Source organism: Atopobiaceae bacterium (assembly GCA_022483015.1).
Taxonomy (GTDB): Bacteria; Actinomycetota; Coriobacteriia; order Coriobacteriales; family Atopobiaceae; genus JALCUE01.
Genome location: JAKVOB010000001.1, coordinates 873,244 through 898,649, shown reverse-complemented (window position 1 = coordinate 898,649; position 25,406 = coordinate 873,244). Strand labels below are relative to the sequence as shown.

Sequence of the window (25,406 nt, the reverse complement as noted above, 5' to 3'; positions counted from 1 at the left end):
TTGGTCTGACCTTGTAGATGGGACGTCGGCCCAGAGGGACCGGCACCCGTGCGCCGCTACGAGCGGTAGTGCGAGACGCGGTACTTGAACTGGTCGGCCCTGGCCACCGAGAGCGTGAACTCGATGATCTCGTTGCCCTCGTTGTACGTGGTCCTGACCAGGTTGAGCACGGGCGACCCCTCGTTGATGCCCAGGAGACGAGCGTCCTCCAGGCGCGCGATGCTCGCCGAGAACTCCTCCTCGGCCACGCGGATCTGCTCGTGGTAGTCCTTCTCGATGAGCTCATAGAGGGGCTTCGAACGGACGTCCTCCACCGTGAGCGACATGAAGTTCCGTACCGGGAGGTACGAGCGCTCCACCATCATCGGGATGCCATCGGCGGCACGGAGGCGCTTCATCGTGAAGACCTTGTCGCCCATGTGGATGTTCATGTGGTTCGCGAGGTACTTATTGGCTTCGAGCTTGGTGAACTCGAGAATGGTCGTCTTAGGAACCCTTCCCAGCTCACGCATCTGCTCCGTGAAGCTGTATGTCTGGGAGAGGTTCGTCACGTTGTCGCCGAAGTCGGCCACGAACGTGCCCTTGCCATGCTTGCGATAGATGAGCCCGAGGTTCTCGAGCTCCTGGAGCGCGAGGCGTACGGTGGTGCGGGACAGCCCGTACTGCTGGGAGAGCTCGCGCTCGGAGGGGAGCAGGTCGTTGGGACGCAGCTCGTTGTCGATCTTATCCCGCAGGATGTCGACCAGCTGGTCGTAGAGAGGCTGCTTTTTCGACACGGTACCCACGGTGGGCTTCCCTCGCTTGCGCTCGTGTCCGGTACTTCGTGCCATATGCGACCCACCGGACGGGAGGCGCATACCCTATGGGAGAAACACGTCATGCAGGAGCTCTGCGGGACCTTGATGCGTGGCCCATGCACCTGGCTCCGTGTGGGGCGTGCGACAGGAAGCCTCCCGCCGCACGCCCCGTGGGGACTCGTGGAACGGTCCTACCAGATCGAGACCCAAAGCCCGAAGCCGGAGCCAACAAGTCCGATCGCCAGGACGAGGCAGATGCACTTGATGGGGGTCCAGTTCTTCTTGGCCATCAGCATGTAGAGAAGCATGGTGATGCCAAGCGGGATGAGCTTGGGGCAGATGCCGTCGAGGATCGACTGGATGTCGATGTTGACGGCGGACTCGACGTTCTGGATGAACGTGATGGAGCTGCTGCCGTTGCCGAGGTCAGTGACGGCGGCGGTGGCGTCATCGCCAGCGGCGGTGGTGCCGGTGAGCATGGTCACGCTCTCGGCGTCGGCCGTGTACTCCTTGTAGGTACCCTGGGAGCCATCAGCATTGCTGCCAAACAGGTACGTGTCGTAGTCGCCAGCCTCGAGGGACTGGTTGGTAACGACCGCGGACTCTGCCGTAGCGGTGTTGGTGGTGCCGTTGGGGATGAGGAGGCCGAGCTTGGTGCCGCCATAGCAGACGGTGAGGCAGCCCACGACGAAGACGCCGAGGATGGAGGCCGCACGCGTGAACTCCTTGGCATTCTCGGTCAGCATGCTGATCGCGTTGGTGCCCATCTTGTACGACCAGTTCATCAGCCAGAAGCGGACGACGAACTGAACGACGTTGAAGATGATCAGGAAGATGAACGGTGCGGCGATGCTGCCGGAGATGGCCATGTTCGACGTGATGCCGGCCGTGATGGGGACGAGCGTGAACCAGAAGATGGCGTCACCGATGCCACCGAGCGGGCCCATCGCGGACACGCGGACGGCGCGGATGGTGGGGATGTCCACCTTGTTCTGCTCGAGCGACAGCACGATGCCCATGACGAACGTGACGAGGAACGGGTGCGTGTTGAAGAACTCCATGTTGTGGCTCATGGAAGCCGCGAGGTCGTCCTTGTTGGTGTGGATCTTCTCCAGACCAGGAAGGATGCCATACAGCCAGCCGCAGGCCTGCATTCTCTCGTAGTTGAACGATGCCTGCAGGAACAGCGAACGCCAGACCATCTTGTTGAGCGTCTTCTGGTCCAGAGGCTCAGCGGGCGTGAGGTCCTGATAGTGATCAGGAATGACGTAGGTTTCAGATGCCATCTTCCTCACCTCCAGCAATAGCAGGGCCAGCGGTCTTGAACTTGGTCTGGATCTGGTAGTCCCAGAAGGCCAGGGCAAAGCCGATGAGCGCCAGGATGATCAGTGCAGGGCTCGAGAGGGAATCGTTGGCGACGACGATGTTCGCCATGGCGAAGCCCATGAAGTAGAAGCCCCACATCTCGGTGGAAACCATGACCTTGAGCAGGATGGCGAAGCCGACGAAGCGCATCATGCCACCAGCTGCGGAGAGGCCTCCGGAGAGCCAGGTCGGGATCATGGCAGCGACGGTCTTGCCGAACGTGGCGCCACCGATGAAGAACAGGGTGACGACGACGCCGAAGATCAGGCCGAGTGCAGCCATGGCCAGGTAGTTCAGACGCTCGATGCCCTTGGTGTTGGCCTCGTGCGCATAGTTGTCAGCCGTGGTCATGAGCGGCGACATGATCGTGAAGATCAGGGTGACGCCGTACTGACCGAGCAGTGAGAACGGGATTGCCGTCGCAACTGCCGCGGTGGGCTCGAGCCCGCTCGCGATGGCCAGGACAGCAGCCATGATGCCACCGATCACCGCGTTGGGCGGCTGGGCACCTCCGACAGGCATGTTGCCGATGGTCATCAGCTGGTAGGTGCCACCGACGATGAGGCCGGTCTGGACATCTCCCAAGATGAGGCCAATGACCATGCCGGTCACAATTGGCTGATACAGCGACTCGAGGAAGCTGAACTGGTCGATTGCACAAATGAACGTGACGATGAAGACCAGGGCTATCTGAAGGACGCTATACTCCATCTCCCTTTCCTCCTTTCGAAGTGCATTGTGTGACGGACCCGCGGGCCCGCCACGGCCTAAGGCTGCCCGACCCCCTTAGTCGAACAGCTTGTTCGTGTTCTCAGCAGGGATGCTGGGAACACGCCGAATCTCAAGCTCCACCCCCATCCCCTGCAGCTCCTTGAAGGCGGCGACGTCCTCGTCGTTCACTGCCACGGACGTGGCGACCTGCCGCTTGCCCTCAGCCATGTGCATGTTGCCGATGTTGACCTTCTTGATCGGCACTCCCCCCTTGACGAGCCTCAACACATCTTCTGGGGTCTCACAGATGATGAAGATGTGCTGCCGTGGCGCAGCCTTGTGGATGACCTCGATGGTCTTCTCGATCGAGAAGTAACGCGTGGCGACGCCCGTGGGGGCTGCCATGTCCATCAGGCCCTGACGCATCTTGTCGGTGGCGACCGCATCGTTGGCGACGAGGATCAGGTTGGCTCCCAGCGATCCGTTCCACTGGGTTGCGACCTGGCCGTGGATGAGACGGTTGTCGATGCGGGTCAGCAGGATGTTCGGCTCACTCATGTAGTGCCTTCTCTCTCTTGTGTCCTCGGTCGGAGCGGCCGAAGAGTCGTTACCGCATGTGCTACTTCTTCACGATCTCCTGGATGGCGAAGCGTGACACCTCGATGACCGTGCCGCCCTTCACCTTCACGTCGCACGTCTCCTTGCCGACGCGCTGGACCACACCGAACAGACCATCCGAGAACATGACGCGCTGACCGTTGGAGAGGTTCTTGTGGATGTCCTCGTAGTAACCCTTCTGGCGCTTGACCTTGCCACGGCTCCAGATGGTATAGATGAGGCCGCCGACCCCCAGGAAGATGAGAAGCGCGATGGAAGCGCCGAGGATGCTCTGCGCGATGTCCATCAGATGCCGCCCTCGTCGAAGCTCTCCTCAGGCGAGGTGTTCTCGAGGGTCTTGTGATCGATGCCGGCCCTGCCGACCTTGAGCGAGGTCTCGACCATCTCGTTGAGGGTGGTGTCAGACCCTCGCGTCAGCATGGACTCGATGAGCATGGGGAGGTTGGTGCCGGTGACGACCTCGACATGCGGGATGGATGCGGCGTCGAGCATCGCCTGGTTGAAGGGGGTCCCTCCCAGGAGGTCGACGTACACGAGCACGCCATCGTTATGCTGCACGAGCTCGCCAATCGCGTCGCGGAGGACGGAAGCGTACTCGCCCGCTGCCGACTCGTCAAAGGGAACGACGGAGAAGCTCGACTGTGGACCGGCGACCATCTCGAGGGCGCTTGCCAGACCTGGTGCGAACTTGCCGTGACCTGTTAGGACGACTCCTACCATGGTTGTTCCTCTCGTCTCTCTCTGGATACCGACTTGAATCTGTCTGGTTCATACCACGGATGCAACTGGTAGTAACCAGGTAATCAGTCAATGCACAGTTTACCAGTTGCAAAAGGCCGGTCAAGAAGCGTCAAAACGAGCGGCCTCACTGACCACACACCCGATAATAGCGACCGTTCGCCGGTTAGAAAACCGTTTTACCTGGTGGTTTCCAGCTATTCACAATCAGGAATTCAGAACGAAAGAATCTGACATGTCCTCGAAGGAACAAAAACATATGCTCGGCCCGTACCCTGCGGTGGTATGAACCTCGAACCAAACTGGTATTAGATTTCAAGGACCTGTGGGGAAATCGAGATTGGGGACGAAATGTTTCCAAAAAGCCGGTGAACGGTTGTTGGGAACAGCCCCGTTCGCCCTGTGCCAGACCCCTGCTCGGGCGGTCCTCGCCCTACTCGGCAAGAAGCCCCCTGGCCAGGCGTGGATCAGGGGGCTTCTCGAGCGTATGTATGTGGCGAGGCTAGAGGCCGTCCGTGAAGCGGGCCGACGCAGCCCTGCCCTCCTCGTCCCACTTGAAGACGCCCGCGTCCTCGAGCACATGACCGAAGACCTGGCCGACCTCGTCCCGGAGGGTCGCATCGGCATCGTCTGCGGCAAGGTCCGGGTGACGTCCGGCGACCTCGTGGGCCCACGTCGCATGTGCCGCAGCGAGCGGATCGTCCTCGAGCGAGGTGCCGTCGAGCAGATGGGAGCGTACGGCCGCGAGCTCGGCCTGGAGCCTTCCAGGTAGGATGGCCAGGCCCATGACCTCGATGAGGCCAATGTTCTCCCTCTTGATGTGATGCCACTGCTCGTGCGGATGGAACGTCCCCAGCGGGTGGTCGGGCGTGGTCACGTTGCACCTCAGAGCAAGGTCGATGACATACTCGTCACCGCGCCGCCAGACGATGGGCGTCACCGTGTTATGACGGGTCTCGCCAGTCGCGGCGACGATGCCGGCCGAAGGGTCGGAGTAGCCACGCCAGGCATCGATCACATGCGTCGCGGCGGCGAGCACGCGGGACCGGTCCGTCCCCGAGACCCTGAGGACGCTCAACGGCCACTTGACCTCATGGCAGCCGACGTCATCGAAGCCCTCGAGGCGCACGCGACGGACCTCGGGCGCCCGCATCATCGGGAAGGTGTGGAGACCTCCCTGGAAGTGGTCATGCGACAGGATCGAGCCGCCCACGATGGGGAGGTCGGCGTTCGAGCCTACGAAGTACCGTGGGAAGAGGTCGACGAAGTCGAGCAGGCGCGAGAGGTTCCCCTCGTCCACATGCATCGGACGATGGATGGGGCTCATCGCGATGCAGTGCTCTGCGAAATAGGCATAGGGGCTGTACTGGAGGCCCCACCGCTCACCGCCGAGCTCGATGGGAACGATCCTCAGGTTCTGGCGGGCGGGATGGGACCCTCCCGGGGCGGCCGCGGCTCGACCGGCGTACCCCTCGTTGGTCATGCAGAGCTGGCAGGCCGGATAGGCCTCGCCCGTGTCATGCGCCGCACCGGCGGCCGCGATGTCGCGTGGGTCCTTCTCGGGCTTGGAGAGGTTTATCGTGATCTCGAGGTCGCCCCACTGCGTCGGCGTGGACCAGGCGACGTTCCTGGCGATGGCCGAGCGACGGACGTAACCCACGTCACACGAGAGCCGATAGAACCAGTCGGTCGCATCCTTGGGGGAGACGGCGCGAAGCCGCTCGAAGGTGGCGTCGACCTCGGAGGGGCGTGGCATCAGCCGACCCATGATGGCCATGGAGGCACGGTCGCGTCCGGAGGCGGTATCCTCGTAGCGACCGTTCGTGACGGCGACGTCAGACAGGCATGCAAGCGTGGCATCGAGGTCGAAGGCCGACGAGAAGTCCATGTGCGAGACGTCGGGACCCGGCCCCATGGACCCCACGACCTCGAGGACCTGGTTGTACGCCCAGAGTCGGTCCCCCTCCTCGACGAGGCCGTTCGCGACCGTGTAGTCCACAAGTAAGGAAATGGTCCGCGCCAGGTCTATCGAAGCCATGACGAGGATGCCCCCTCAGGGGAGATGGCGTAGCGGGCGCAGGCGCCATCGCCCAGCCACCCGTCCATGGCCTCCGAGAAGCGACCGACGAGGTCGAGCGGCACGAACACCTGGATGGAGCCACCGAAGCCGCCGCCATGGATGCGCGCGGCACCACGGCCGTCCAGGACGTCCTCGGCCAAGGCGAGCGCGACCATCGCAGGCTGATAGGTGTCGCCGCAAGCGACGTTCTGCAGAAACATGGCGCTGCTCGCACCGGACGCACGCGTGGCCGCAAGGAAGGCAGGCATGTCGCCGGCCACCAGGGCGTCCCAGCGGGCGGAGACGAGCTCGTCCTCGCGCCAGTAGTGGAGGGCACGAAGCACCGCCCGGTCCCCGAGACGCTCACGGAGCACAGGAATCTGCGACTCGAAGCTGGCCTTCTCCACGTCCCCCAGGCGCTCGGCACCCAAGGCCTGTGCGACGGCATGCATCTCCTGCGGGACCGCAGCGTACTCGTCCGTGAACTGGCTGTGGTCGCAGCCCACGTCGACGAGGCAGATGGCATAGCCCGCGGCCTCGAAGTCGAAGTCGAGGCGCTCGAAGGCGGGCACCGCGGGATCCGAGAAGCCCATGTGGGCTATGCCGCCCAGCGCGACCGAGAGCTGGTCCATGAGGCCGCAGGGCTTGCCGAAGTAGTCGTTCTCGGCACGCTGCGCCATCTGCGCGAGCTCGATGGCCTCAACGTCGCGTCCGGGCCAGAGGAGCTCCATGGCACGGCCTGTCATGCACTCGAAGGCGGCGGAGGAGGAGAGTCCCCCTCCTGCCGGGATGTCACTCTCACAGACGAGGTCGAAACCAGCAGGCGTGCGCCCCGTAGAGGCGAGCTCGTGAGCCATGCCCCGGACGAGCGAGGCCGTTGAGACCTGCTCGGAAGGATCGGCGTCGAGCGACGAGAGATCGACCTCGATGGGGTCGAACCCCATGCTGGTGACCCGTATCACGTTCGACCCGTTGGCCGCAGCCACCCCCTCGATCGAGCGGTCGAGCGCACCTGCCACTACGGTCCCACCCTCATGGTCGGTGTGGTTCCCTGCGATCTCCGTGCGCGCGGGTGCGTGCACGGACACGAGCGGGCGCTCGGAAGTACCGTAGCGCTCGTCGAAGGCAGGCAGGATGGCAGCGCGACGGTCCTCGATGCTCTTCATGGGGTCCCTTTCATAAAACTGGTTGCATAAGTATCGGACTCAGTCTACTGCACTGAGAACGCGAACTCTATGACCGAGTCGAAGTCCTGCTCCGGCCCGAAGATGTCCTGCGGGAAGCCTGCGTGGTGCGGGGAGTCGGCGTAGAACTGGGCCTCGAAGGCGATGCCGTCGCGCGGCTCATAGACCGCGCCGTCGTGGCCCGTGAGACCCCCGAGGTAGTTGCCGGTGTAGGTCTGGACACCGGGCTGGGTGGTCCAGACGTCCATCACGCGGCCGCTTGCCGGATCGCAGATGCGCAGGGCATGCGCCACGGTCCCCTTCCCGTCATAGCCATCGACGCAGAAGGCATGGTCGTAGCCACCGCACAGCTTGAGCTGCTCGTCGTCGGCAGCGAGGTCACGCCCGATGGGCTTGCCCGCGGTGAAGTCGAACGGGGTGCCCGCGACGGGACGAATCTCTCCCGTGGGGATGGAGCCCGGGCCGACCGGGATGAAGTGCGATCCCCAGACCTGGAGCTCCTGGTCGAGCACGTCATGGACGCCCTTGCCCGCGCCCGCGATGTTGAAGTAGGTGTGGCTCGTCGCGTTGATGCAGGTCTCGGCATCCGTCGTGGCATGGATGTGCACCCGCACGCGAGCGTCTGGCGTGACCTCATAGGTCACCGTGAAGCGGCGGTTCCCGGGGAGCCCGTAGACGCCGTCCGCAAGGTCGATGCCGAACGTGACGGAGGACTCCCCCACCTCGACGACGTCCCAGAGCTGCTTGTGCAGCCCGCGGTCGAAGTCGGTGTGGTTGTTGTTCTCACCCTCGTTCTTGACGAGGTGATAGGTCCTGCCGCCGAGCTCGAGCTCGGCGCCGGCCGTGCGGTTGGCGATCGGGCCTGCAAGGGCACCGAAGAAGTCCTTGTTGGTGAGGTAGTCCGCACCGTCGTCGAAGCCGAGGACGCAGTCGGCCAGCGTGCCTGCGGCATCGGGGGCCAGGATGGAGGTGAGCACCGCCCCGAAGTCGGAGACCTTGGCCGTGATCCCGGCCGCCTCCAGGGTGAAGAGTGAGAAGTCGCGCCCATCCTCCGTGATACCAAAGTGTTCGGTAGTAACCATCCTGACCTCCTGCTGTCCGCGTGCGGTCCTCCATAGTCGAGACAATCTTAGCTATGTCGACCGCACGCGGACCTACCGACCCTGACCGTATGGTTGTTATATTAACATGTTATTAGGCCTCAAGCGAGTGATGGAGCGCGACGCGCTTGTACCAGTAGGCAGAGGCCTTGGGATAGCGCTTCCCTGTCTTGAAGTCCACGTAGAACAGGCCATAGCGCTTGTTGTAGCCGTTGGTCCACGAGAACATGTCCATGAGCGACCAGACGAAGTAGCCCTTGACGTTGGCGCCCTCGTCCACTGCCTTGAGCAGCCACTCGAGATGCTGCTTGATGTAGTCGATGCGCGGCTCGTCATCGATCACGCCATCCTGGAAGTCATCCTTGTAGCCCATGCCGTTCTCGGTGATGTAGATCGCCTTGTAGCCAGGCCACTGACGGGTGATGCGCATGATCATGTCATACATGCCCTGCGGGTAGATCAGCCAGTCCCAGTCGGTGCGAGGGATGCCGTCCTTCTCGACGCGCTCCCCCACGCCTGCCAGGCGGAAGCGCTCCGTGCCCGCCTCACCGGTGGCGTTGTGGTGGATGTCGTTGGGGCCGTCATAGGCCTTGAGGAAACGGCTCTGGTAGTAGTTCATTCCCAGATAGTCGTTGAGCGGGGCCGCCTTGCCCATGACCGCGAGGTCATCGTCGGTGATGTCGAGGCTGCCCCCCGAGAGGGCGACCAGCCTGTTCGCGACCGCCATGGTCTCCGGCGAATAGCTCCCGTCGAAGGTGGCGTCAAGCAGGAACTGGTTCTCGAGTACGTCCTCGTTCTTGGCAGCGGCGACGTCAGCCGGCTTGGAGGGGTCGTCCGGGTACTTGGACTCGAGCGACTGGACCACGCCGATCTTGCCGGCATAGCCGGCCTCCTTGTAGGCGACGACGGCCTTGGCATGAGCGACCATCATGTTGTGCATGCACTGGAAGGCCAGGTCGAGCCTGCACTGCACGCCGTTGGGGAAGGTCCCCTCGATGTACTGGTTGGTGGCGACGGCCCAGATCTCGTTGAACGTGAACCAGTAGGTGACGTCGTCCGCGTACTCCTCGAAGCAGAACCTCGCGTAGTCCACGAAGGCATCGATGGTGGCACGGTTCAGGAAGTCGCCATCCTGGAAGAGGCGGTCGGGCGTGTCGAAGTGGTGCAGCGTCACGAAGGGCTCCACACCACGCCTGTGGCACTCGGCGAACAGGTCATGGTAGAACTTGACACCCTCGGGGTTCACGGCACCGGTGCCGTCCGGGAAGATGCGCGTCCACGCGATGGAGATGCGGATGCCGTTCACGCCGAACATCTGGCAGAGCCTGAGGTCCTCGGGATACTGGTTGTAGAAGTCGCTCGCAGGATCCGCCGTGAAGCGGCCCTTGTCGGCCAGGAAGTCGTCCCAGGCGACCTTGCCCTTGCCGTGCGTGAGCGTCTCGCCCTCACACTGGTAGGCAGCGGTCGCGCCGCCGAAGATGAAGTCGTCAGCGAATCTCATGTCGCTACTCCTGGGCCTTGAGGGTGTCAGAGACGAACCTCAGCGCTGCCTCGCCGTCACGGGTGAGGTCGATGTACTGCTTGCCCTCGCAGGCGACCGTGGCCACGTCCATGCGGGCCGCGTCCTTCTTAAGGTCCTCGTAGTACGAGGCCACCTGGGGCGCGAGGACGACGAGGTCGAAGTTGGGCATGATGTCGAGGTGCGCACCATAGGAGCCGGCAGCCGTCTCGAGGTCGAGGTCACGCTCCTTGGCGGCCTTGGCAAGGGCGTTGGCGAGAAGCCCGCTCGTGCCGCCACCAGCGCAGAGCACCAGGACCTTCTTTCCTGCGAGGTCAGCGAAGTCACCCGTTGCAGCAGGTGCGGCCACGGCAGCGGTGCCACCGGCAGGTGCGGCCACGGCAGCGACGGCCTCGGCGCTGGTCTTGCCCTGGAAGGCGTCGTTCATCTTGGCGGCCTTCTCGGCGATGGCCTCCTCGTTGAGGTTCTCGGCCTCCGCATCACACATCTGCTTGTCATAGACCTTGAAGAACGGGAAGTAGCACACGAAGTCGAGCGCGAGCACGCATACGGTGAAGACGATGGCCATGGGTGCGAGGCCGCTCGAGAGGATGATTCCCAGGGGGCCCGGGGTGGTCCAGGGCAGCGTGTAGATGAGGCCGTTCATGCCGAGGAAGTCGATGAAGAACTTGAAGAGCCAGATGTTCAGGATCGGGGTGAAGATGAACGGGATGAAGAACACGGGGTTCAAGATCATGGGCGCGCCGAACAGGAAGGGCTCGTTCACGTTGAAGAGCACGGGGATCGCGGACGCGCGACCGATGGCCTTCATCTCCTTGGACTTGGCCAGGAAGGCGAACATCAGGCAGACCACGAGCGTGGCGCCGGTACCGCCGAGGCAGACCACGAAGTACTGGGAGGCAAGCGAGAGGGCATGCGTGGCGTGCACGCCAGCCTGGACAGCTGCGAGGTTGTCGGTCATGCCCGAGAGGAGCGCGACCTCGATGGCAGGCTCGACGATCGAGGGGCCGTGGACACCGACGAACCAGAACAGGGACATGGCGCCGTAGATGATGGCAAGTCCGAGATACCCGTCAGCGGCGGTGAAGATGGGCTGGAACACCTGGATGACGCCCTGGGCGAAGCAGTAGCCGAAGGCCATGCGGAAGAAGTGGTCGAAGAGCCAGAAGAAGAGGATGGCGGCAGAGAACGGGATGATGTCCTTGAAGGCCTGCGAGATGTTGGGCGGGACCTCCTTGGGCATCTTGATCGTGATGTTGTGGCCCACGAAGAGCTTGTAGAACCATCCCACGACGAACGCCGCGATGAAGGCGGTGAGCAGGCCCTTGCTGCCAAGGTAGCTGCTGTCGAAGCCCGAGACGGTCACGGTGTCAGAGACCGCGATCGAGATGGCGTCGCTCGACAGGATGAGGAAGCCCACGATGGCGGCGATCATCGTCGAGATGAAGTTGATCTGGTTGTTGATCGGCATGTCACGGTTGAGCGCATCCGTGAAGTGCTTGGCCGTGCTCGCGGCCACGACGAGCGAGAGGATGCCCATCGAGTAGTTATACGGCTTCATGAGCATGGTCTGGATGTCGTCGGGCCACGTGAAGCCCCAGATGGCAGGAACGTCTGCAACGAGCAGGAAGATCGACGAGAAGATGATGATCGGCATCGCCGACATGAAGCCGTCTCGAATCGACTTCAGGTACTTGTTGCGCGCGAGTTTGTCGAAGAAGGGCTTCCCCTTCTCGATCTGCGCGATAAGCTTGTCCATGTGACTCCCCTTCCGGAGTTGCGTATGCCCGGTCGGGCCCTATCCCGGCCGGGTGTCTTGCTACTGATGCTACCTAGCGGTACACGTCCACGAGCGTGTCCACGATGTCGCGAAGCATCATCGTGGTCATGAGATGGTCCTGGGCGTGGACCGTAATGAAGCCGATCTCGTTGTTCTCGCCAGCCGCCTCCTGCTGGAGCAGGGTGGTCTGCGACTTATGGGCCTCGTTGATGCACTCCTGGGCCGCGTCGATGAGCTTGGCCGACTCGTCGAACTCATGGGTCTTGGCCTTCTTGACCGCCTGGAGGAGCTTCGTGCGCGCGTCGCCTGAGTAGGCGACGATCTCGAAGCTGACCTGCTGGATCTCTTCCTTCGTCATGACATGTCTCCAATCATGGTCTTCTGCATGGCATTGCGATTCCCGGTCGCAATGCCAAAGAGGGGGCAAGGATGGGCGCTTCACCGAGCATGTTCCTGTTCCCACACAGTGAATGTTAACGCTAACATCCTTGACGATGTTTACGTTACCATGAATGGGGGAAGACAGTATGTGACAGCCCGAAGATGGTGGCGAACGGTAGCAAACGAGCCCCCAACGGCCAGCTCGACACGTTCCGGCATGGGGCCATCATCATGCGTGTTTACGTTATCATGCTGACAGGTCGGATATGCATATGTCATGAGCGGGCCAACCGAGTGACGCACCACTGACAGCGAGGGGACACGATGGGGAACAACGGCACACGCTCGGCTTCGATGGCAGACGTCGCCCACGCGGCCGGCGTCTCGACCCAGACCGTATCACGTGTCGTGAACGGCTCCTCGGCCGTACGTCCCGACACGGCCGAACGAGTCCGTGACGTCATGGATGAGATCGGCTATCGTCCGAGCTTCGCCGGCCGCTCCCTCAAGACGGGCAGCTACCGTTCGATAGGGCTCGTGATGTTTGACATCAGGAGCACGGGCAACCTCGACCGTCTGGCCGGCATCACCGCTGCAGCCCAGGAGAGGCGTTATGCCATCACCCTCATAGAGATGGACAAGGACAAGCCGCAGACCCTGGCCGAGGCCACCAGACGCATGAGTGCCCTTCCCGTCGACGGCATGATCTTCAACCTCAACCGCATGGTCGAGGACTTCCGCACCTTCCAGCCACTTCCTGCACTCTCGACCGTCATCCTCACGATGATCGAGCATCCCTCATGCCCGACGGTAGACAACGACCAGCATGGCTGCTCGGAGATGATCGTGAGCTACCTCCTCGAGCACGGTCACAGGACGGTCCACCACATCGCAGGGCCAGCATTGTCCATCTCGGGCTCCATGCGCGAGGAGGGTTGGTACGACGCACTCGCGGAGGCAGGCATCGGCGCACCGGAGATTCGTCGGGGCGATTGGTCTGCCGACAGCGGCTATGAGGCGGGGGCGGCCCTTGCGAGGGATCCCTCATGCACGGCCATATACGCCTCGAACGATGCCATGGCCTATGGGGCCATGGCGGCGCTTCGCGATGCCGGCAAGCGTGTCCCCGAAGACGTGAGCGTCGTCGGGGTCGATGACGCATTGGGCGGAATCGTCCCTCACGTGAGCCTCACCACAGTTCGCTTTGACAACCACCAGGTAGGCCGTCTCGCCTTCGAGAAGGTCATCGGCCCCAAGTCCGGAGCACACGAGCCGCTAAGCATACTGGTCCCCGGAAAGCTCATCGAACGCAGCACGGTAGCTGTCGCGAGAAGCCACTAGCGCCAGGTCGAAGTGCATGCATCTCCCCCGACATGAGCGTGAGCGGTCACAGCCATAGCCGTGACCGCCCATACCAGGCAAACCTTTCAAGCAAGGAGAGAGGAACTATTCCGTCGAGCCTTCGGAAGCAGCGGCACCCTCAGGAGCACCCTCAGGGACCGTCTCGGGAACCGGGACGTCACAGAACTTGCCGGTAACGAGCTTGTCAGGATGGCACTTGCCCTCCTTGACATACTCGGCATTACGCTTCTGCATCTCACGACGGTACCAGAGGAAGATAAGGAGGTAGGCGACGAGGGCAAGGAGCGCATAGATCATGAACGTGATCTGGCCCGTGCTTGCGTTACCGACCAGGAAGGCCAGGAACTTCTCGATAGGCCCTTCCATCGTCGTATCCGAGATCAAGGTGCCTGCAGCGACAGACGAGGGGAAGGCACCGACCTGAATGGCCGTCTCGGTGACGAACGGAGCCACGAGCGTACCAGCCCACAGGAACACAGGAAGCACGATGGCACCGATGACGATCATACGAATCATCTTGCCGCGGGTCACGACGAGCAGCGCGGGCGTGAGACCCATGGCGATGATGCCGCCGAGGGGAAGGAGACCGTTGCCAGGAAGCACGAGCGACTCAAGGAGCATGATGGGGGCAAGGACGTTCGCGGCGGCCCAAATCTCGGCGCGACCCGCGAGGAACGGCCAGTCGAGCCCGACGTTCAGGGTACGACCTTGCAGCTTGGAGTTCGCGAAGTTGGTGATTCCCTGGGAAAGGGGCTCGATGGCGGAGATGAACCAAGACCCGATCAGGCTGAAGAGCTCGAGGCAGACGGCTGCGGTGAGGGCCAACGTGCAGATGGACTTGATGTCCTGGTGACCCAGCAGACCGACGAAGATACCAAGGTAGATGCCGATGGCGAACTTGGAACCCCAGAACCCGATCTTGGAGTTGAGCTTGGCTGCGTCGAAGTCGTACTTGTCGAGCCAGGGAAGGAACTTGTCGAAGAACTTATTGAAGACCATAATGACGGGGTTCATCATGTAGTTCATGTGCGTGGTGGTCATCGGGTTGGCCTCGGGAGCATCAAGCAGGTCCGTGAAGGTCGGCTTCATGAGGTCGGAGTTGATGATCTTGAGCACGCCGATGAACACGACCAGGAGCGTCGCCACGATCAGGTTCGCACCGAAGTACATGCAGGCAAGCCCCACGAAGGCAAGGTGCCAGATGTCGAAGACGTCAACGTCTATGGTATTGGTCTTGTCGAGCACGATCATGACAGCATCGACGATGACCATGATCATCAGGAAGAAGAGCGTATAGGGCGAGCCCCACGTGATCGTTGCCAGTGGCGCCCAACCAAGGTCGGTAATCGTGAGCTGGATGCCGGTCGAGCTGACGAATGCCGTCATGGCATCGCCAAAGGCAGACGTAAGGATGTTGATGATGGCTGAGATGCCGGTAAGTGCGATACCGAGCTTGAGGCCACCCATAAGTGCGTCAGTGAACTTCACCTTGAAGCACATGGCGATAATCGTGAGGATTATCACCATCATCGGTGCCGCGCCCAAATCAATGATGGGCTGGAACACCGCATTGGCAAAGCTGATTATTGCGTCCATCTAACCCCCTCTGTCACCCGCGTCAGCGGTACTACTGAAGATCTGCTATTACGCCGCGGCTGGTTCCGGGAAGACCGACCACGGAAGTGCAACGTGTTACGAGAGCCCGTTATCCTTGATGACCTTCTCCACAGCGTCATAGACAGGCTTGGCCATGGCAGGCATGCGATACAGGATCGGACCTGCGTCGACCACGGGGATCTTGACCTCGAACCCGAGGTCCGTCTTGGCGATCTGGGCAAAGATGTCATAGTGGGCCAGCATGCCCTCCGTGATGTCCTTGATCATCACGGCATCGCATGAAACGTTGTAACCCCTGGCCTTCATCTCCTTCTCGAGCGCATCCTTGATCTGATGGCTCGAGTTGACACCTGCACCGCACGCCGCAAGAATCTTGATCATGTCTCTCTCCTCCTACTATGTCTTTCTGGGCATATTCGGCTGCCCATTGCACCTGATATGACGCAGCTACTCTGCCCTCTGGGGGAAATGACCCACGAGGTAGTCGTATATGGACTTAGGGTCATCGAGGTTGAAGAAGTCAACCATCGCGTCCACACCGGAGGCATTCACGAAGTCCATGATCCGAGCGAGGATCCCCACCTGGGCCTCGGCGTCGTCATTGAGAATCATGAACAGGAACGAGACGTCGAACGAGTCGTCGGGGGAGATCATGTCATGCCACGTGACCGGCCTCAGAAGCCGCACGGGCACGAGACGGCATGTGTTGACGAACTCCACCTCGGTGTGGGGGACCGCGAAGTTGGGGAGCCTGTCGCTCAGGGGGGCCATGTTCATGCCAGTAGGATATCCAGCCTCGCGTTCCATGATGTTCTCGAGGAAGGCATCCTTGACGAGTCCCTTGGCGAGCAGGTCCTTCGAGACCTCAGCGAAGACCTCGTTCTGGGTACGTGCCTCGCTCACATAGACGGTATCGGGATAGAAGAGCTTGTCCTCCTGAGCCATGTGCCTCTCCGTTCGCTCCTGGGACCTACGAGCCCCTCGTCCTTCATTAATGTACGGAAATGTTGGTTCGTGCTCGTTTTTGCACGTATCTGTAATACTTCACGCCAACATTTTTTGTCAACGCCCAATCGGCGAAATATTCTTTTGTTCGTTTCGAGAGCGACTCGCACATTCCGATGAATGATATCTGATACTTTTACCTGCTGGTTCATAAATCTGTTAGGTTTTGCTATGATAAGTGACATCCGTTCTACCGTTGGCCGAACAGAATCGACCACTCAGAACTGGACTGTCCGTTCTTGTTCTGTTATGTTCGTACACGTCCGAAGGAGGACTCGTGCTTAAAGCAGAGCGACAAGACGCGATCACCAAGATCTGTACCGAGCGCGGCACTGTCACGGTAAGTGACGTCGCCGGCGAGCTCGATGTCTCCGAGATGACCGTCCGACGCGACCTCGAGGAGCTCTCAGCAGTCGGCAAGGTCGAACGCGTGCACGGAGGAGCCAGGAGCATCACCGGCAAGCGCGGTCTCGCCATACCTCGAGAGTTCTCGCATGACGAGAAGCGCCAGATACATAAGGCCGAGAAGCAGCGCATAGCCAGAATGGCCGCAAGCCTCATCAGACAGGGCGACACGATCTTCCTGGGGACCGGCACCACCATCGAGACGATGACGCAGCTCCTCCCTAAGGGAAGGCTCCGCGTCATCACCAACAGCCTTCCCGTGTTCAACCTCCTCGAGGATCATGACGACTTCGACCTTTGCCTCGTGGGTGGCCTCTATCGGCCGCACACCGGCGCCTTCGTGGGGCCCATGGCCGAAGAGGCCGTCTCCTCCTTGGGAATCGACAAGGCGTTCATCGGCGCGAACGGGATTCTCGAGCATGCCGCCTCGACCTCCAATATGGAGGAGGGCAAGCTCCAGCAGCTCGTCTTCGACAAGGCCGACATGCGTTACCTCGTCGCCGACTCGAGCAAGCTGGGAAAGCGAGACTTCTATACCTTCTACGACCTCGTACAGGTTGACGGCCTTGTCACCGATGACCAGGTCACACCCGAGCAGCGCGAGGTCGTCGAGCAATACACCCAGGTCATCTCATAGCACCTCCCCGGGAGGGGTGCCGAGACTCAATAACGTCCAACCGGAAAGGAACCACCATGCGTATCGTCATCGGATCTGACGCCGAGGGCATGCCCCTCAAGGAGACCGTCAAGGCCTACCTCATCGAGCGCGGCGACGAGGTCGTCGACAAGAGCGAGCAGCCCGCGGCAGACTTCGTCGACTCCGCGACCGCCGTCGCCCATGACCTCATGGACAACCCCGACAGCCTCGGCTTCGCCTTCGACCGCTATGGCGCCGGCAGCTACATGGCCGCCTGCAAGGTCAAGGGCATGATCCCCTGCGAGTGCTCCGACGAGCGCTCGGCCTACATGACCCGCCAGCACAACAACGCCCGCATGATCGTGATGGGATCGGGCATCGTTGGGCCCGACCTCGCCCGCGGCATCGTGGACGAGTTCCTCTCGGAGCCCTATGCGGGAGGACGCCACCAGGTGCGCGTCGACATGCTCAACAAGATGGCCTAAGACCCTCCCCCACACTTCACGTTCAACGAAAGGATTCCCATCATGATCATCGCGATTGGCTGCGACCACATCGTCACCACCGAGAAGATGGCGCTCTCGGACCACCTCAAGAAGATGGGCCATACCGTCATCGACTGCGGCACCTATGACCACACCCGCACGCACTACCCCATCTACGGCAAGCGCGTGGGCGAGTGCGTGGCATCCGGCAAGGCAGACGCGGGCGTCGTCATGTGCGGCACCGGCGTGGGCATCACCAACTCCGTCAACAAGGTCCCGGGTGCGCGCTGCCCGCTCGTGCGCGACATGGCAAGTGCCGTCTATGCCCGCGAGAACCTGAACGCCAACGTCTGCGGCTTCGGCGGCAAGATCACCGGCGAGTTCCTGGTCGCCGACATCGTCGACGCCTTCCTCGCAGCGACGTATAACGCCACGCCCGCCAATGACGCGCTCGTCGCCAAGATCGACGCCGTCTGGCAGGGTGATGCCAAGGCACAGGCAGACCCCCACTTCTTCGACGAGATCAACGCAAAGTGGGATGCCGGCTACTATCACGACTAGCCGCTGACGCACGAGCGACCCAAGGGCGGCCGGCAGGGACAGTTCCCCGTCGGCCGCCCTTCTTGCGCGCGGAGCGGTCGACGGGACGTTCCTCTCGATGAAAGTAGACGGGGGCGTCTCCATGCCTTCAACTAATGGACGACTGAATCCAAGACAAGCGGGCAACGTATCCTTCTCATCGCAAGTTCACCTGGGCTCGGTCGTCCATTACTTGCATATCCACGAGAATCCCCCTAAGCTTCCGTCATCATCTGCTGATTCCCGCCGTCCCTTCCGCCGAACGTGGCCAGGCCAAGGAGGCACCCGTGACGCTCTTGCTCAGCCATGGCACCGCACTCCGCCGTCTCAGGATGATCGGCAGGAGCGATGCCCCTGCGGAGGACCCACGGCATATGCGCCATGACCTTAGCGCTGGGCGTTACTACCTCCATGTCCCCTTTGCCGACGAGAAGGCCCTCTCGGAGCTCGACTTCCCGTGGGCACGACAGGGCAAGCTCGATGTCCTCGTGCCCTCTGGTGATGCTCGGAGAAGGTCTGACTTGCTGAAATGTCATGTCTGGCAGGAGGAGCCGCCTCCTGGGGCTTTCAGGCTCATCGGCCCTAATGTGCTCATAAGCTCACCAGCATTCACGTTTCTCCAGATGGCAGCTACGCTCGACCTCATCGAACTCATACGTTTGGGATACGAGCTCTGTGGCTCTTACGTCGTCGACCCCTCAGGCCAGGCGGGACTCTCCTCGCGGCCTGCGATCGCCACGCCCGACGACCTTCTTTCGGCCGCACGGCATTCGGGGTGGTATCGCGGACATCGCAAGGCGATCAGAGCGCTCCGGCATATCCTGCCAGGCTCGGCATCGCCGCGAGAGACGGACCTGGCAATGCTGCTGACCCTACCCGTAGCCCTTGGTGGTTATGGGCTTCCCAAACCACATCTCAACCATGAGGTCAGGACAGGTGGCACCATCTCGGGGAGTCGCTATGCCGACCTCTATTGGCAGGACGCCAAGCTCGACGTCGAATATGAGAGCAGCGTATATCACGCAGGAACGACGTCGCTCGGACACGATTCCTCGCGAAGAGCCGAGCTTCGTGAGGTTGGTATCGATGTCCTCACCGTCACCAACGACCAGATTCTCGACCGCCATGAACTCGACCGAATCGCCCGTCTCATTGAGGCGGCACTCGACATCAAGCCGAGTTCGTCGGACAGCGGACTCATCGCACAAAGAGACGCCCTCCGCGAGGAAGTGCTCTGTCCCGGTCCCAACTCCTCTTCCTATCTTCAACTAATGGACGACTGAATCAAAGACAGACGGGCGATGCGGCCTTCTCATCGCGAGTTCACCTGGGATTGGTCGTCCATTACTTGCATTTATGGAAAGACGAGAGGGACGCGACGTCGCAACGCAGACGATCATGAGCGTCTCCAAAGCCCGGCAAGGTGCCGGACACCCCCTTGGCCTACTCCCCTGCCAGGACGAGCTTGGTCCGGGTGCCGTCGAGATCGGCAGCCACGGCACCATCCGGGTCGGCGTCCATGACGACGGCCTCGACGACGTCGAGCCCGCCGAACCTCAGCAGGCCTGGGGCGCCGACCTTGCTCGCGTCCATGAGCACGTAGGCGTGGCTGGCGCACTCGAGGAACTTCGCCTTGAGCTCGGCCATGGCCGCGAAGTTGGTCATGAGGCCGCACCCCGGCACGTACGACGTGGGACAGAGGAAGGCACTCGTGGCGTGGAGGGCCTCGAGGGAACGCAGGGCAAGGGGGCCATAGGTGTAGCGATGCCCCTTACGGAGCGCGCCTCCCAGCATCACGACGTCGGTACGCGGCAGGGACCGGTCCACGTAGTCGGCGATGGTGAAGTCACCCGTGACCACCGTGACGCCCTCGCGGCTGCCAAGGGCACGCACCAGCTCGAGGGCCGTGGTCCCCGAGTCGACCAGGACGGAGTCCCCATCATGCACGTAGGCGAGGGCCGCCTGGGCGATGGCCTGCTTGGCACCCACGTTGACGTTCACACGCTGGTCCTGGATCGAGACCGTGAGGGTACGTGAGAGGGACACGGCCCCGCCGTGCGTCCGTCTGAGCTTGCCAGCCCTCTCGAGGGCATCGAGGTCGCCTCGGGCCGTGACCCTCGAGACCCCGAAGGCCTCCGCGATGTCGGCGACCTGTACGGAGGCATCACGGTCGAGGATCGAGAGGATCGCCGCCCGGCGCTCCTCCGCGAAGACCGCTGCTCCCTTATGGGCCGCTTCTGGGTGCTCGGGCATGTCGATGCCTTTCTCTTACGCAAGAGTTGTGATGATTCTGTTTCGCTTGCTTTCGATAATACCAAGTGTTCGACTTTCTTTCTATTGCGTTTTCCGATGTTCTGGCACAATGCCGGGGCCCCAGGAAGGAACTCATAGGTGGCGATAGGTCTGGCACCTTCCTTTACCTGCGATTTCATTAACTCATGTCTGACATTCGCACAGATCGAAGCGGGTAGACTGCCCTTGAAGAGCAGGAGCACCACCAGGCAACGGACCCTTCAGGAGGCACGCATGATCTGCACCGTCACCCTCAACACGTCGATCGACAAGGCCTACCAGATCTCGGCCCCGCTCGAGGTGGGTGAGGTCCAGCGCGTGGACACCGTCATCGACAACGCAGGCGGCAAGGGGCTCAACTGCAGCCGTGCCATCGCAACCTGTGGTGAGGAGGTCCTCGCGACCGGTTTCGTCGGCGGCAACAACGGGCAGCTGCTTTGCGACCTGCTCGCCGCCGACGGCATCTCACAGGACTTCGTGCACGTCGCCACCGAGACACGCTGCTGCATCAACGTCCTCGAGCCGGACGGACGCTCGACGGAGTTCCTCGAGCCCGGTCGCGCCGTCACGGCCGACGAGCTTGTGACCCTCGAAGCCAGGATCTCGGCCCTCGCGGCCAAGGCAGACGTCGTCACCATGAACGGCAGCGTGCCCGCAGGGGTCGCCAAGGACGTCTACGTCGACCTCGTCGACCGGGTCAAGGCGCTCGGCAAGCCGGTCATCCTCGACACCTCGGGTGAGCTGCTCGAGAACGGCATCACCGCACAGCCCACCATGGTCAAGCCCAACACCGACGAGATCGGCGCCGTCCTCGGTCGCAACGTGAGCTCCCTCGAGGAGGTCATCGTGGCGGCACAGGACCTGCACGCCCGCGGCATCTCACAGGTCGTGGTCTCGCTCGGCGACAAGGGTGCCGTGATGGCCTGCGAGAGGGGCACCTTCCGTGGTCGCGCCCCAAAGATCGACGTCGTGAACCCCGTGGGCTCAGGCGACACCATGGTGGGGGCCTTCGCGGTCGCCATGGCACGTGGCATGGAGCCGGCCGACCAGCTTGCCTATGCCATGGCCTGCGCAACAGCCAACTGCCTCAGCGCGAGCACGGGTCACTTCGACATGGGCAAGGCCGAGGAGCTGCGCTCGGCCACGACCATCGAGCGCATCAGCGAGCGGTAACAAGGGCGCGCCTTCGGGCCGCGCCTCGAGGGTCGGGCGACCGACCATACGCCAGGAATGCCGGCGATGCCGGCGGAACAGGAGACACAGATGCTCGTCACCACAAAGGACATGCTGCTTGACGCCCAGAAGGGCCACTATGCCGTGGGCGCGTTCAACGTCGAGAACCTCGAGTTCGTCATGGCCGTCCTGGCCGCCGCGGAGGAGAACCACTCCCCCGTCATCATGCAGACCACCCCGGGCACGGTCAAGTATGCCGGCCTCGACTACTTCTATGGCATGGTCAAGGCCGCTGCCGAGCGCACGGACGTGCCGGTCGCCCTCCACCTCGACCATGGCGACGGGTTCGACCGCTGCATGCAGGCCCTGCGCGTGGGCTACACCTCCGTCATGATCGACGGCTCCCACGTCCCCTTCGAGCAGAACATGGAGCTCACGGAGTCTGTGGCCAAGGTCGGCCTTGCGATGGGCATCCCCGTCGAGGCCGAGCTCGGCAAGGTCGGCGGCAAGGAGGACGACGGCCCTGACGCCGGCAAGGAGAACCCCTTCACCGACCCCGACGAGGCCGTCGAGTTCGTCGAGCGCACCGGCTGCACGAGCCTGGCCGTGGGCGTAGGCACCGCACATGGCGTCTACAAGGGCACCCCGCACATCGAGCAGGAGATCCTGAAGGAGATCCGCGCCAAGGTGAGCATCCCGCTCGTCCTCCACGGCACCTCAGGCGTCCCTGACGACCAGGTCTTCGAAGCCATCGAGAACGGCATCTGCAAGGTCAACTATGCCACCGAGCTGCGCCAGGCGTTCACGCACGGCTACATGGGCTACATGGCCGAGAATCCCGACTGCTTCGACCCCAAGAAGCCGGCCAAGCTCGGCATGGCCGAGATCACGGCCGTCTGCAAGAGCCATATGGACAACCTCGGCAGCACCAACAAGGCCTAAGCGACCTGCGCGCATCACGCGCCTCACATCATGGTCCCTGCGACTTCCCTTCCCCCGGAAATCGCGAGCCGAACACAAGGAGAGGGCCCGGAGCGATCCGGGTCCTCTCCTTGTTCATGCCCTTTGGTTGAGAAGGCCGGCCTCAGGACGACACGGCGAGGCTAGGCCTCGCGACGTGCCATCCGCACCTGACCGGAGACGGCATCCATGACGGCACGGGCCGAGAGCTGCATCTCGCCGATCTGCTGGGGGGTGGCATCCGCGTTGGCCAGGCCGCACGTCACCACGACGCGCTCACCGAGCTCGGAGGCCATCTGGTTGGCGACCTCCTGGGCGATGCCCTCGTCCTTGCACCCGTGGATGGCGATGACGCTCGTGGTTGCGCCTGCACGGTCACGCCCGCCATCGCTCTGGTCGGGCTCGGCGATGGCGACGGCACCGATATGGCCGTTCTCGGACGTCTGGATGGTGAGGACGACTCCCTCGCCCATGACAGTGGCAACGGCCTCGACGGCCATGGGGCCACTTCCGACCTTCTCCTGGATGACAGTGCACATGGTGAGCCCTCCCGATCGATTTGGAATGTCAGAACCCATGGGCCACCTCGGGCCCAGTCATGCGTAACCCCTGACGGTCATGATGTACCCCATACGAGCCAGGGGAACGCGGCATATCCCACTACCACGACAAAGTGCAGAAAAGCCAGACGGTGCCCTGCCTCGGCCTACACGCCAGCTGCAGCCTTGGCGTGCGCGGCGGCCCCCAGCATGCCGGCGGTGTTGCCCAGACGTGCCGCCCTGATGGGCGTGGCCCGGCCATCAGGTATGACCCAATGCTGGTAACGAGCGACAAGGGCCTCCCCATAGGTGTCCCAGCCGCCCGACATGCCACCACCGACGACGAAGATGTCGGGGTCGATCACCACGGCGACTATGGCCAAGGCGCGTCCCAGGTAGTCCGCGAGGTCATCGCAGGCGACCTGCGCGTGCTCGTCGCCGGCCCGCGCCGCGTTGAAGACGGCCAGGGCATCGGTGGCATGGGCTATGGGCACGCACTCCACGCCCGCGCGGGCGCACTCCTCGCGATACAGTCGGATGAGGCCACGGGCCGAGGCATATTGCTCGAGGCAGCCATGGCAACCACAGTTGCAGGCCTGGCGCTCGTCAGGATTCACGTTGATGTGCCCGACCTCGCCCGCCATGCCGTGGGAGCCCGCAGCCAACTTGCCATCGACCACGATGCCAGAGCCCACGCCTGTTCCCAGCGTGACGAAGACGAGGTTGGGAACGCCGCCGCCGGCACCCTGCCACTGCTCGCCCAGGGCGGCCGCGTTGGCGTCGTTCAAGGGGACCACGGGGCGTCCTGGGAACGACCCGCGGATGGCCTCCATGAGACCAGCGAGGTCGAGCGTGACGTTGGCTGCCATGGCCAGGCTGCCGTCGCCTCGGACGACACCAGGAACGGCCAGGCCCACGCCTGCCACGTCAGCGGGAGTCGCACCATGCCCGCAGACCATCTCGACCAGCACACCCGCGACATGCTCGAACTCGGCCGTCGTCGTGAGCTCGGCCGTCTTGACCGAGGTCGACTCCAGGATCTCACCATCCATCGTGATGAGTCCCATCTTGATGGACGTACCACCCACGTCGATTCCTACCAGCAGCGATGCAGTCATTGTTAGCAGCCTCTCTCGTAAGCACCCATGACAAGCTCCTCGAGGAGATCGTCAAGCTTGATTCCTGCCGCCTCGGCCTCGAGCGGCACGAGTGCCTTGCTCGTCATCAGACCGGGGAATATCTTGAGGTCGAGGACGCGCGGTGCCGCGCCGTCCCAGATCATGTCGACACGTGCGAGGTCGCGGCAGCCCGAAGACCTGATAGACCTCGATGGCGGCACGCTCGACCTCGCTTCTCACCGACTGGGCCGTGGCCTCGTCGGCTCCGAGCGACTCGGTGCGCACGGGGCAGTAGAGCTCGACGCGGTCCTGGTCCGTGCGAGCGTCCGTGTCATAGATGCCGTCCTTGACCACGATCTCGACGGGAGGGAGGACCTGGGGGTCGTTCGGGTCGCCGACCACGGTGACCGAGAGCTCGACGCCATCGACCCACTCCTGGATGATGACGGAGTCATCGAAGGCGAGCGCGGCCATGATGGCCTCGCCCAGCTGGGAGGCATCCTCCACCTTGGTGACGCCCATGGCGGAGCCGCCGCACGTGGGCTTCACGCACAGGGGGAAGCCGCTCCCGACGCGGTCTGGGATGAGGTCGAGGGCCTTGGCAGCCCCGAGGTCGCGGAACGCCTTGCCGGGGAGGACGACCTCGGCAGGCCACAGCGCCACGGAGTCCTCGGCCGACAGCGACCTCCTCATGACGAAGGGGATGTCCGACTTGGACCATGAGGCGCGGCAGACGGGCGGACGGCTGCCGACGTAGGGGATGCGGAGGAACTCGAGGAGGCTCGGGACGAACCCGTCCTCGCCGCCGGCGCCATGCAGCGCCACGAAGGCGACGTCGGGCTTCTCGGCCCGAAGGGTGTCCACGAGGTTCGAATCGGCATCGAGGGGGAACACCTCATGCCCCTTGGCCTCGAGGGCCTCGGTGACGACCTTGCCGCTCTCGAGCGAGAACTCCCGCTCGAACGACGTCCCGCCCATGATG

25 protein-coding genes and 1 pseudogene are annotated in these 25,406 nt (G+C 62.6%); 7 read left to right on the top strand and 19 right to left on the bottom strand.

Features of this window, described 5'->3' with window-relative positions:
• Positions 1–56: 56 nt before the first annotated feature.
• The 12 genes from LKE50_03980 to LKE50_03925 all read right to left on the bottom strand — a co-directional run bounded on the left by LKE50_03980 (position 57) and on the right by LKE50_03925 (position 12,229).
• Positions 57–830, bottom strand: a complete 774-nt coding sequence (locus tag LKE50_03980; GenBank protein MCH3967770.1) for a GntR family transcriptional regulator — start codon at positions 828–830, stop codon at positions 57–59.
• 158 nt (positions 831–988) lie between these two features.
• Entirely contained in the window at positions 989–2,083 is a 1,095-nt protein-coding gene (locus LKE50_03975) for a PTS system mannose/fructose/sorbose family transporter subunit IID (protein ID MCH3967769.1), read from the bottom strand.
• Positions 2,073–2,873, bottom strand: a complete 801-nt coding sequence (locus LKE50_03970; GenBank protein ID MCH3967768.1) for a PTS sugar transporter subunit IIC — start codon at positions 2,871–2,873, stop codon at positions 2,073–2,075. The genes LKE50_03975 and LKE50_03970 overlap by 11 nt, the downstream gene beginning before the upstream one ends.
• Positions 2,874–2,948: 75 nt before the next feature.
• The gene (agaB, locus tag LKE50_03965; GenBank protein ID MCH3967767.1) at positions 2,949–3,431 is read right to left on the bottom strand and encodes a PTS N-acetylgalactosamine transporter subunit IIB; all 483 of its coding nucleotides are present in this window, start codon (positions 3,429–3,431) and stop codon (positions 2,949–2,951) included.
• A 61-nt stretch (positions 3,432–3,492) separates the two neighbouring features.
• Positions 3,493–3,777: a preprotein translocase subunit YajC gene (locus LKE50_03960; protein MCH3967766.1), complete on the bottom strand. Its 285-nt coding sequence runs from the start codon at positions 3,775–3,777 to the stop codon at positions 3,493–3,495.
• Positions 3,777–4,211, bottom strand: a complete 435-nt coding sequence (locus tag LKE50_03955; GenBank protein ID MCH3967765.1) for a PTS sugar transporter subunit IIA — start codon at positions 4,209–4,211, stop codon at positions 3,777–3,779. The genes LKE50_03960 and LKE50_03955 overlap by 1 nt, the downstream gene beginning before the upstream one ends.
• A 520-nt stretch (positions 4,212–4,731) precedes the next feature.
• A complete protein-coding gene (locus tag LKE50_03950) occupies positions 4,732–6,267 on the bottom strand; it encodes a UDP-glucose--hexose-1-phosphate uridylyltransferase (GenBank protein ID MCH3967764.1) in 1,536 nt (511 codons plus the stop codon).
• Positions 6,255–7,454 (bottom strand): galactokinase, encoded by a 1,200-nt coding sequence (locus tag LKE50_03945; protein MCH3967763.1) that lies wholly within the window; start codon positions 7,452–7,454, stop codon positions 6,255–6,257. The genes LKE50_03950 and LKE50_03945 overlap by 13 nt, the downstream gene beginning before the upstream one ends.
• Before the next feature lie 44 nt (positions 7,455–7,498).
• Entirely contained in the window at positions 7,499–8,554 is a 1,056-nt protein-coding gene (locus LKE50_03940; protein MCH3967762.1) for a galactose mutarotase, read from the bottom strand.
• Positions 8,555–8,666: 112 nt separating this feature from the next.
• Positions 8,667–10,073 (bottom strand): 6-phospho-beta-galactosidase, encoded by a 1,407-nt coding sequence (lacG, locus tag LKE50_03935; GenBank protein MCH3967761.1) that lies wholly within the window; start codon positions 10,071–10,073, stop codon positions 8,667–8,669.
• A gap of 4 nt (positions 10,074–10,077) precedes the next feature.
• Positions 10,078–11,850: a lactose/cellobiose PTS transporter subunit IIB gene (locus LKE50_03930; protein ID MCH3967760.1), complete on the bottom strand. Its 1,773-nt coding sequence runs from the start codon at positions 11,848–11,850 to the stop codon at positions 10,078–10,080.
• 73 nt (positions 11,851–11,923) lie between these two features.
• Positions 11,924–12,229, bottom strand: a complete 306-nt coding sequence (locus LKE50_03925; GenBank protein ID MCH3967759.1) for a PTS lactose/cellobiose transporter subunit IIA — start codon at positions 12,227–12,229, stop codon at positions 11,924–11,926.
• Between the two features lie 347 nt (positions 12,230–12,576).
• Between LKE50_03925 and LKE50_03920 the strand changes: the two genes are divergently transcribed.
• Positions 12,577–13,593: a LacI family DNA-binding transcriptional regulator gene (locus tag LKE50_03920; protein MCH3967758.1), complete on the top strand. Its 1,017-nt coding sequence runs from the start codon at positions 12,577–12,579 to the stop codon at positions 13,591–13,593.
• 105 nt (positions 13,594–13,698) lie between these two features.
• Here the strand turns inward: LKE50_03920 and LKE50_03915 are convergent, their stop codons facing one another.
• The 3 genes from LKE50_03915 to LKE50_03905 form a co-directional block, all read right to left on the bottom strand.
• Positions 13,699–15,210, bottom strand: a complete 1,512-nt coding sequence (locus LKE50_03915) for a hypothetical protein (protein ID MCH3967757.1) — start codon at positions 15,208–15,210, stop codon at positions 13,699–13,701.
• A 96-nt stretch (positions 15,211–15,306) separates the two neighbouring features.
• Complete coding sequence (locus tag LKE50_03910) at positions 15,307–15,612, bottom strand: hypothetical protein (protein MCH3967756.1); 306 nt, start codon at positions 15,610–15,612, stop codon at positions 15,307–15,309.
• Between the two features lie 66 nt (positions 15,613–15,678).
• Positions 15,679–16,176: a PTS sugar transporter subunit IIA gene (locus tag LKE50_03905; GenBank protein MCH3967755.1), complete on the bottom strand. Its 498-nt coding sequence runs from the start codon at positions 16,174–16,176 to the stop codon at positions 15,679–15,681.
• Positions 16,177–16,513: 337 nt separating this feature from the next.
• Here LKE50_03905 and LKE50_03900 point away from each other — a divergent pair, with 337 nt between their 5' ends.
• The 4 genes from LKE50_03900 (at position 16,514) to LKE50_03885 (ending at position 19,625) form a co-directional block, all read left to right on the top strand.
• Positions 16,514–17,278, top strand: a complete 765-nt coding sequence (locus LKE50_03900; GenBank protein ID MCH3967754.1) for a DeoR/GlpR family DNA-binding transcription regulator — start codon at positions 16,514–16,516, stop codon at positions 17,276–17,278.
• A gap of 56 nt (positions 17,279–17,334) precedes the next feature.
• Positions 17,335–17,763 (top strand): galactose-6-phosphate isomerase subunit LacA, encoded by a 429-nt coding sequence (lacA, locus tag LKE50_03895; GenBank protein MCH3967753.1) that lies wholly within the window; start codon positions 17,335–17,337, stop codon positions 17,761–17,763.
• A gap of 42 nt (positions 17,764–17,805) precedes the next feature.
• The gene (gene lacB, locus LKE50_03890) at positions 17,806–18,324 is read left to right on the top strand and encodes a galactose-6-phosphate isomerase subunit LacB (protein ID MCH3967752.1); all 519 of its coding nucleotides are present in this window, start codon (positions 17,806–17,808) and stop codon (positions 18,322–18,324) included.
• Positions 18,325–18,629: 305 nt separating this feature from the next.
• Positions 18,630–19,625: a hypothetical protein gene (locus LKE50_03885; GenBank protein ID MCH3967751.1), complete on the top strand. Its 996-nt coding sequence runs from the start codon at positions 18,630–18,632 to the stop codon at positions 19,623–19,625.
• Positions 19,626–19,785: 160 nt separating this feature from the next.
• On the opposite strand, the gene LKE50_03880 is transcribed toward LKE50_03885, so the two are convergent.
• Positions 19,786–20,595 (bottom strand): DeoR/GlpR family DNA-binding transcription regulator, encoded by an 810-nt coding sequence (locus tag LKE50_03880; GenBank protein MCH3967750.1) that lies wholly within the window; start codon positions 20,593–20,595, stop codon positions 19,786–19,788.
• Between the two features lie 273 nt (positions 20,596–20,868).
• Here LKE50_03880 and LKE50_03875 point away from each other — a divergent pair, with 273 nt between their 5' ends.
• Together LKE50_03875 and LKE50_03870 are read left to right on the top strand one after the other, a co-directional pair.
• A complete protein-coding gene (locus tag LKE50_03875) occupies positions 20,869–21,807 on the top strand; it encodes a 1-phosphofructokinase family hexose kinase (protein MCH3967749.1) in 939 nt (312 codons plus the stop codon).
• Between the two features lie 90 nt (positions 21,808–21,897).
• Positions 21,898–22,749 carry a class II fructose-bisphosphate aldolase gene (locus LKE50_03870; protein ID MCH3967748.1) on the top strand — a complete coding sequence of 284 codons (852 nt, stop codon included), beginning with the start codon at positions 21,898–21,900 and terminating at the stop codon, positions 22,747–22,749.
• Between the two features lie 161 nt (positions 22,750–22,910).
• Here LKE50_03870 and LKE50_03865 read toward each other — a convergent pair whose 3' ends face one another.
• The 3 genes and pseudogenes from LKE50_03865 to LKE50_03855 all read right to left on the bottom strand — a co-directional run bounded on the left by LKE50_03865 (position 22,911) and on the right by LKE50_03855 (position 25,402).
• The gene (locus tag LKE50_03865; GenBank protein ID MCH3967747.1) at positions 22,911–23,306 is read right to left on the bottom strand and encodes a hypothetical protein; all 396 of its coding nucleotides are present in this window, start codon (positions 23,304–23,306) and stop codon (positions 22,911–22,913) included.
• 167 nt (positions 23,307–23,473) lie between these two features.
• Complete coding sequence (locus LKE50_03860) at positions 23,474–24,424, bottom strand: ROK family protein (GenBank protein ID MCH3967746.1); 951 nt, start codon at positions 24,422–24,424, stop codon at positions 23,474–23,476.
• Between the two features lie 2 nt (positions 24,425–24,426).
• Positions 24,427–25,402: pseudogene (locus LKE50_03855) on the bottom strand (ATP-grasp domain-containing protein).
• Positions 25,403–25,406: the final 4 nt, after the last annotated feature.

What these genes read in the sequence shown, in the direction of transcription:
- LKE50_03880 (MCH3967750.1), bottom strand. Translation starts at nt 20,595, where the DNA reads ATGCCCGAGCACCCAGAAGCGGCCCATAAGGGAGCAGCGGTCTTCGCG.
- LKE50_03860 (MCH3967746.1), bottom strand. Translation starts at nt 24,424, where the DNA reads ATGACTGCATCGCTGCTGGTAGGAATCGACGTGGGTGGTACGTCCATC.
- LKE50_03865 (MCH3967747.1), bottom strand. Translation starts at nt 23,306, where the DNA reads ATGTGCACTGTCATCCAGGAGAAGGTCGGAAGTGGCCCCATGGCCGTC.
- LKE50_03925 (MCH3967759.1), bottom strand. Translation starts at nt 12,229, where the DNA reads ATGACGAAGGAAGAGATCCAGCAGGTCAGCTTCGAGATCGTCGCCTAC.
- lacB (MCH3967752.1), top strand. Translation starts at nt 17,806, where the DNA reads ATGATCATCGCGATTGGCTGCGACCACATCGTCACCACCGAGAAGATG.
- LKE50_03915 (MCH3967757.1), bottom strand. Translation starts at nt 15,210, where the DNA reads ATGGACGCAATAATCAGCTTTGCCAATGCGGTGTTCCAGCCCATCATT.
- LKE50_03950 (MCH3967764.1), bottom strand. Translation starts at nt 6,267, where the DNA reads ATGGCTTCGATAGACCTGGCGCGGACCATTTCCTTACTTGTGGACTAC.
- LKE50_03955 (MCH3967765.1), bottom strand. Translation starts at nt 4,211, where the DNA reads ATGGTAGGAGTCGTCCTAACAGGTCACGGCAAGTTCGCACCAGGTCTG.
- LKE50_03960 (MCH3967766.1), bottom strand. Translation starts at nt 3,777, where the DNA reads ATGGACATCGCGCAGAGCATCCTCGGCGCTTCCATCGCGCTTCTCATC.
- LKE50_03910 (MCH3967756.1), bottom strand. Translation starts at nt 15,612, where the DNA reads ATGATCAAGATTCTTGCGGCGTGCGGTGCAGGTGTCAACTCGAGCCAT.
- lacG (MCH3967761.1), bottom strand. Translation starts at nt 10,073, where the DNA reads ATGAGATTCGCTGACGACTTCATCTTCGGCGGCGCGACCGCTGCCTAC.
- LKE50_03945 (MCH3967763.1), bottom strand. Translation starts at nt 7,454, where the DNA reads ATGAAGAGCATCGAGGACCGTCGCGCTGCCATCCTGCCTGCCTTCGAC.
- lacA (MCH3967753.1), top strand. Translation starts at nt 17,335, where the DNA reads ATGCGTATCGTCATCGGATCTGACGCCGAGGGCATGCCCCTCAAGGAG.
- LKE50_03980 (MCH3967770.1), bottom strand. Translation starts at nt 830, where the DNA reads ATGGCACGAAGTACCGGACACGAGCGCAAGCGAGGGAAGCCCACCGTG.
- LKE50_03875 (MCH3967749.1), top strand. Translation starts at nt 20,869, where the DNA reads ATGATCTGCACCGTCACCCTCAACACGTCGATCGACAAGGCCTACCAG.
- LKE50_03970 (MCH3967768.1), bottom strand. Translation starts at nt 2,873, where the DNA reads ATGGAGTATAGCGTCCTTCAGATAGCCCTGGTCTTCATCGTCACGTTC.
- LKE50_03870 (MCH3967748.1), top strand. Translation starts at nt 21,898, where the DNA reads ATGCTCGTCACCACAAAGGACATGCTGCTTGACGCCCAGAAGGGCCAC.
- LKE50_03940 (MCH3967762.1), bottom strand. Translation starts at nt 8,554, where the DNA reads ATGGTTACTACCGAACACTTTGGTATCACGGAGGATGGGCGCGACTTC.
- LKE50_03930 (MCH3967760.1), bottom strand. Translation starts at nt 11,850, where the DNA reads ATGGACAAGCTTATCGCGCAGATCGAGAAGGGGAAGCCCTTCTTCGAC.
- LKE50_03975 (MCH3967769.1), bottom strand. Translation starts at nt 2,083, where the DNA reads ATGGCATCTGAAACCTACGTCATTCCTGATCACTATCAGGACCTCACG.
- LKE50_03905 (MCH3967755.1), bottom strand. Translation starts at nt 16,176, where the DNA reads ATGGCTCAGGAGGACAAGCTCTTCTATCCCGATACCGTCTATGTGAGC.
- agaB (MCH3967767.1), bottom strand. Translation starts at nt 3,431, where the DNA reads ATGAGTGAGCCGAACATCCTGCTGACCCGCATCGACAACCGTCTCATC.
- LKE50_03920 (MCH3967758.1), top strand. Translation starts at nt 12,577, where the DNA reads ATGGGGAACAACGGCACACGCTCGGCTTCGATGGCAGACGTCGCCCAC.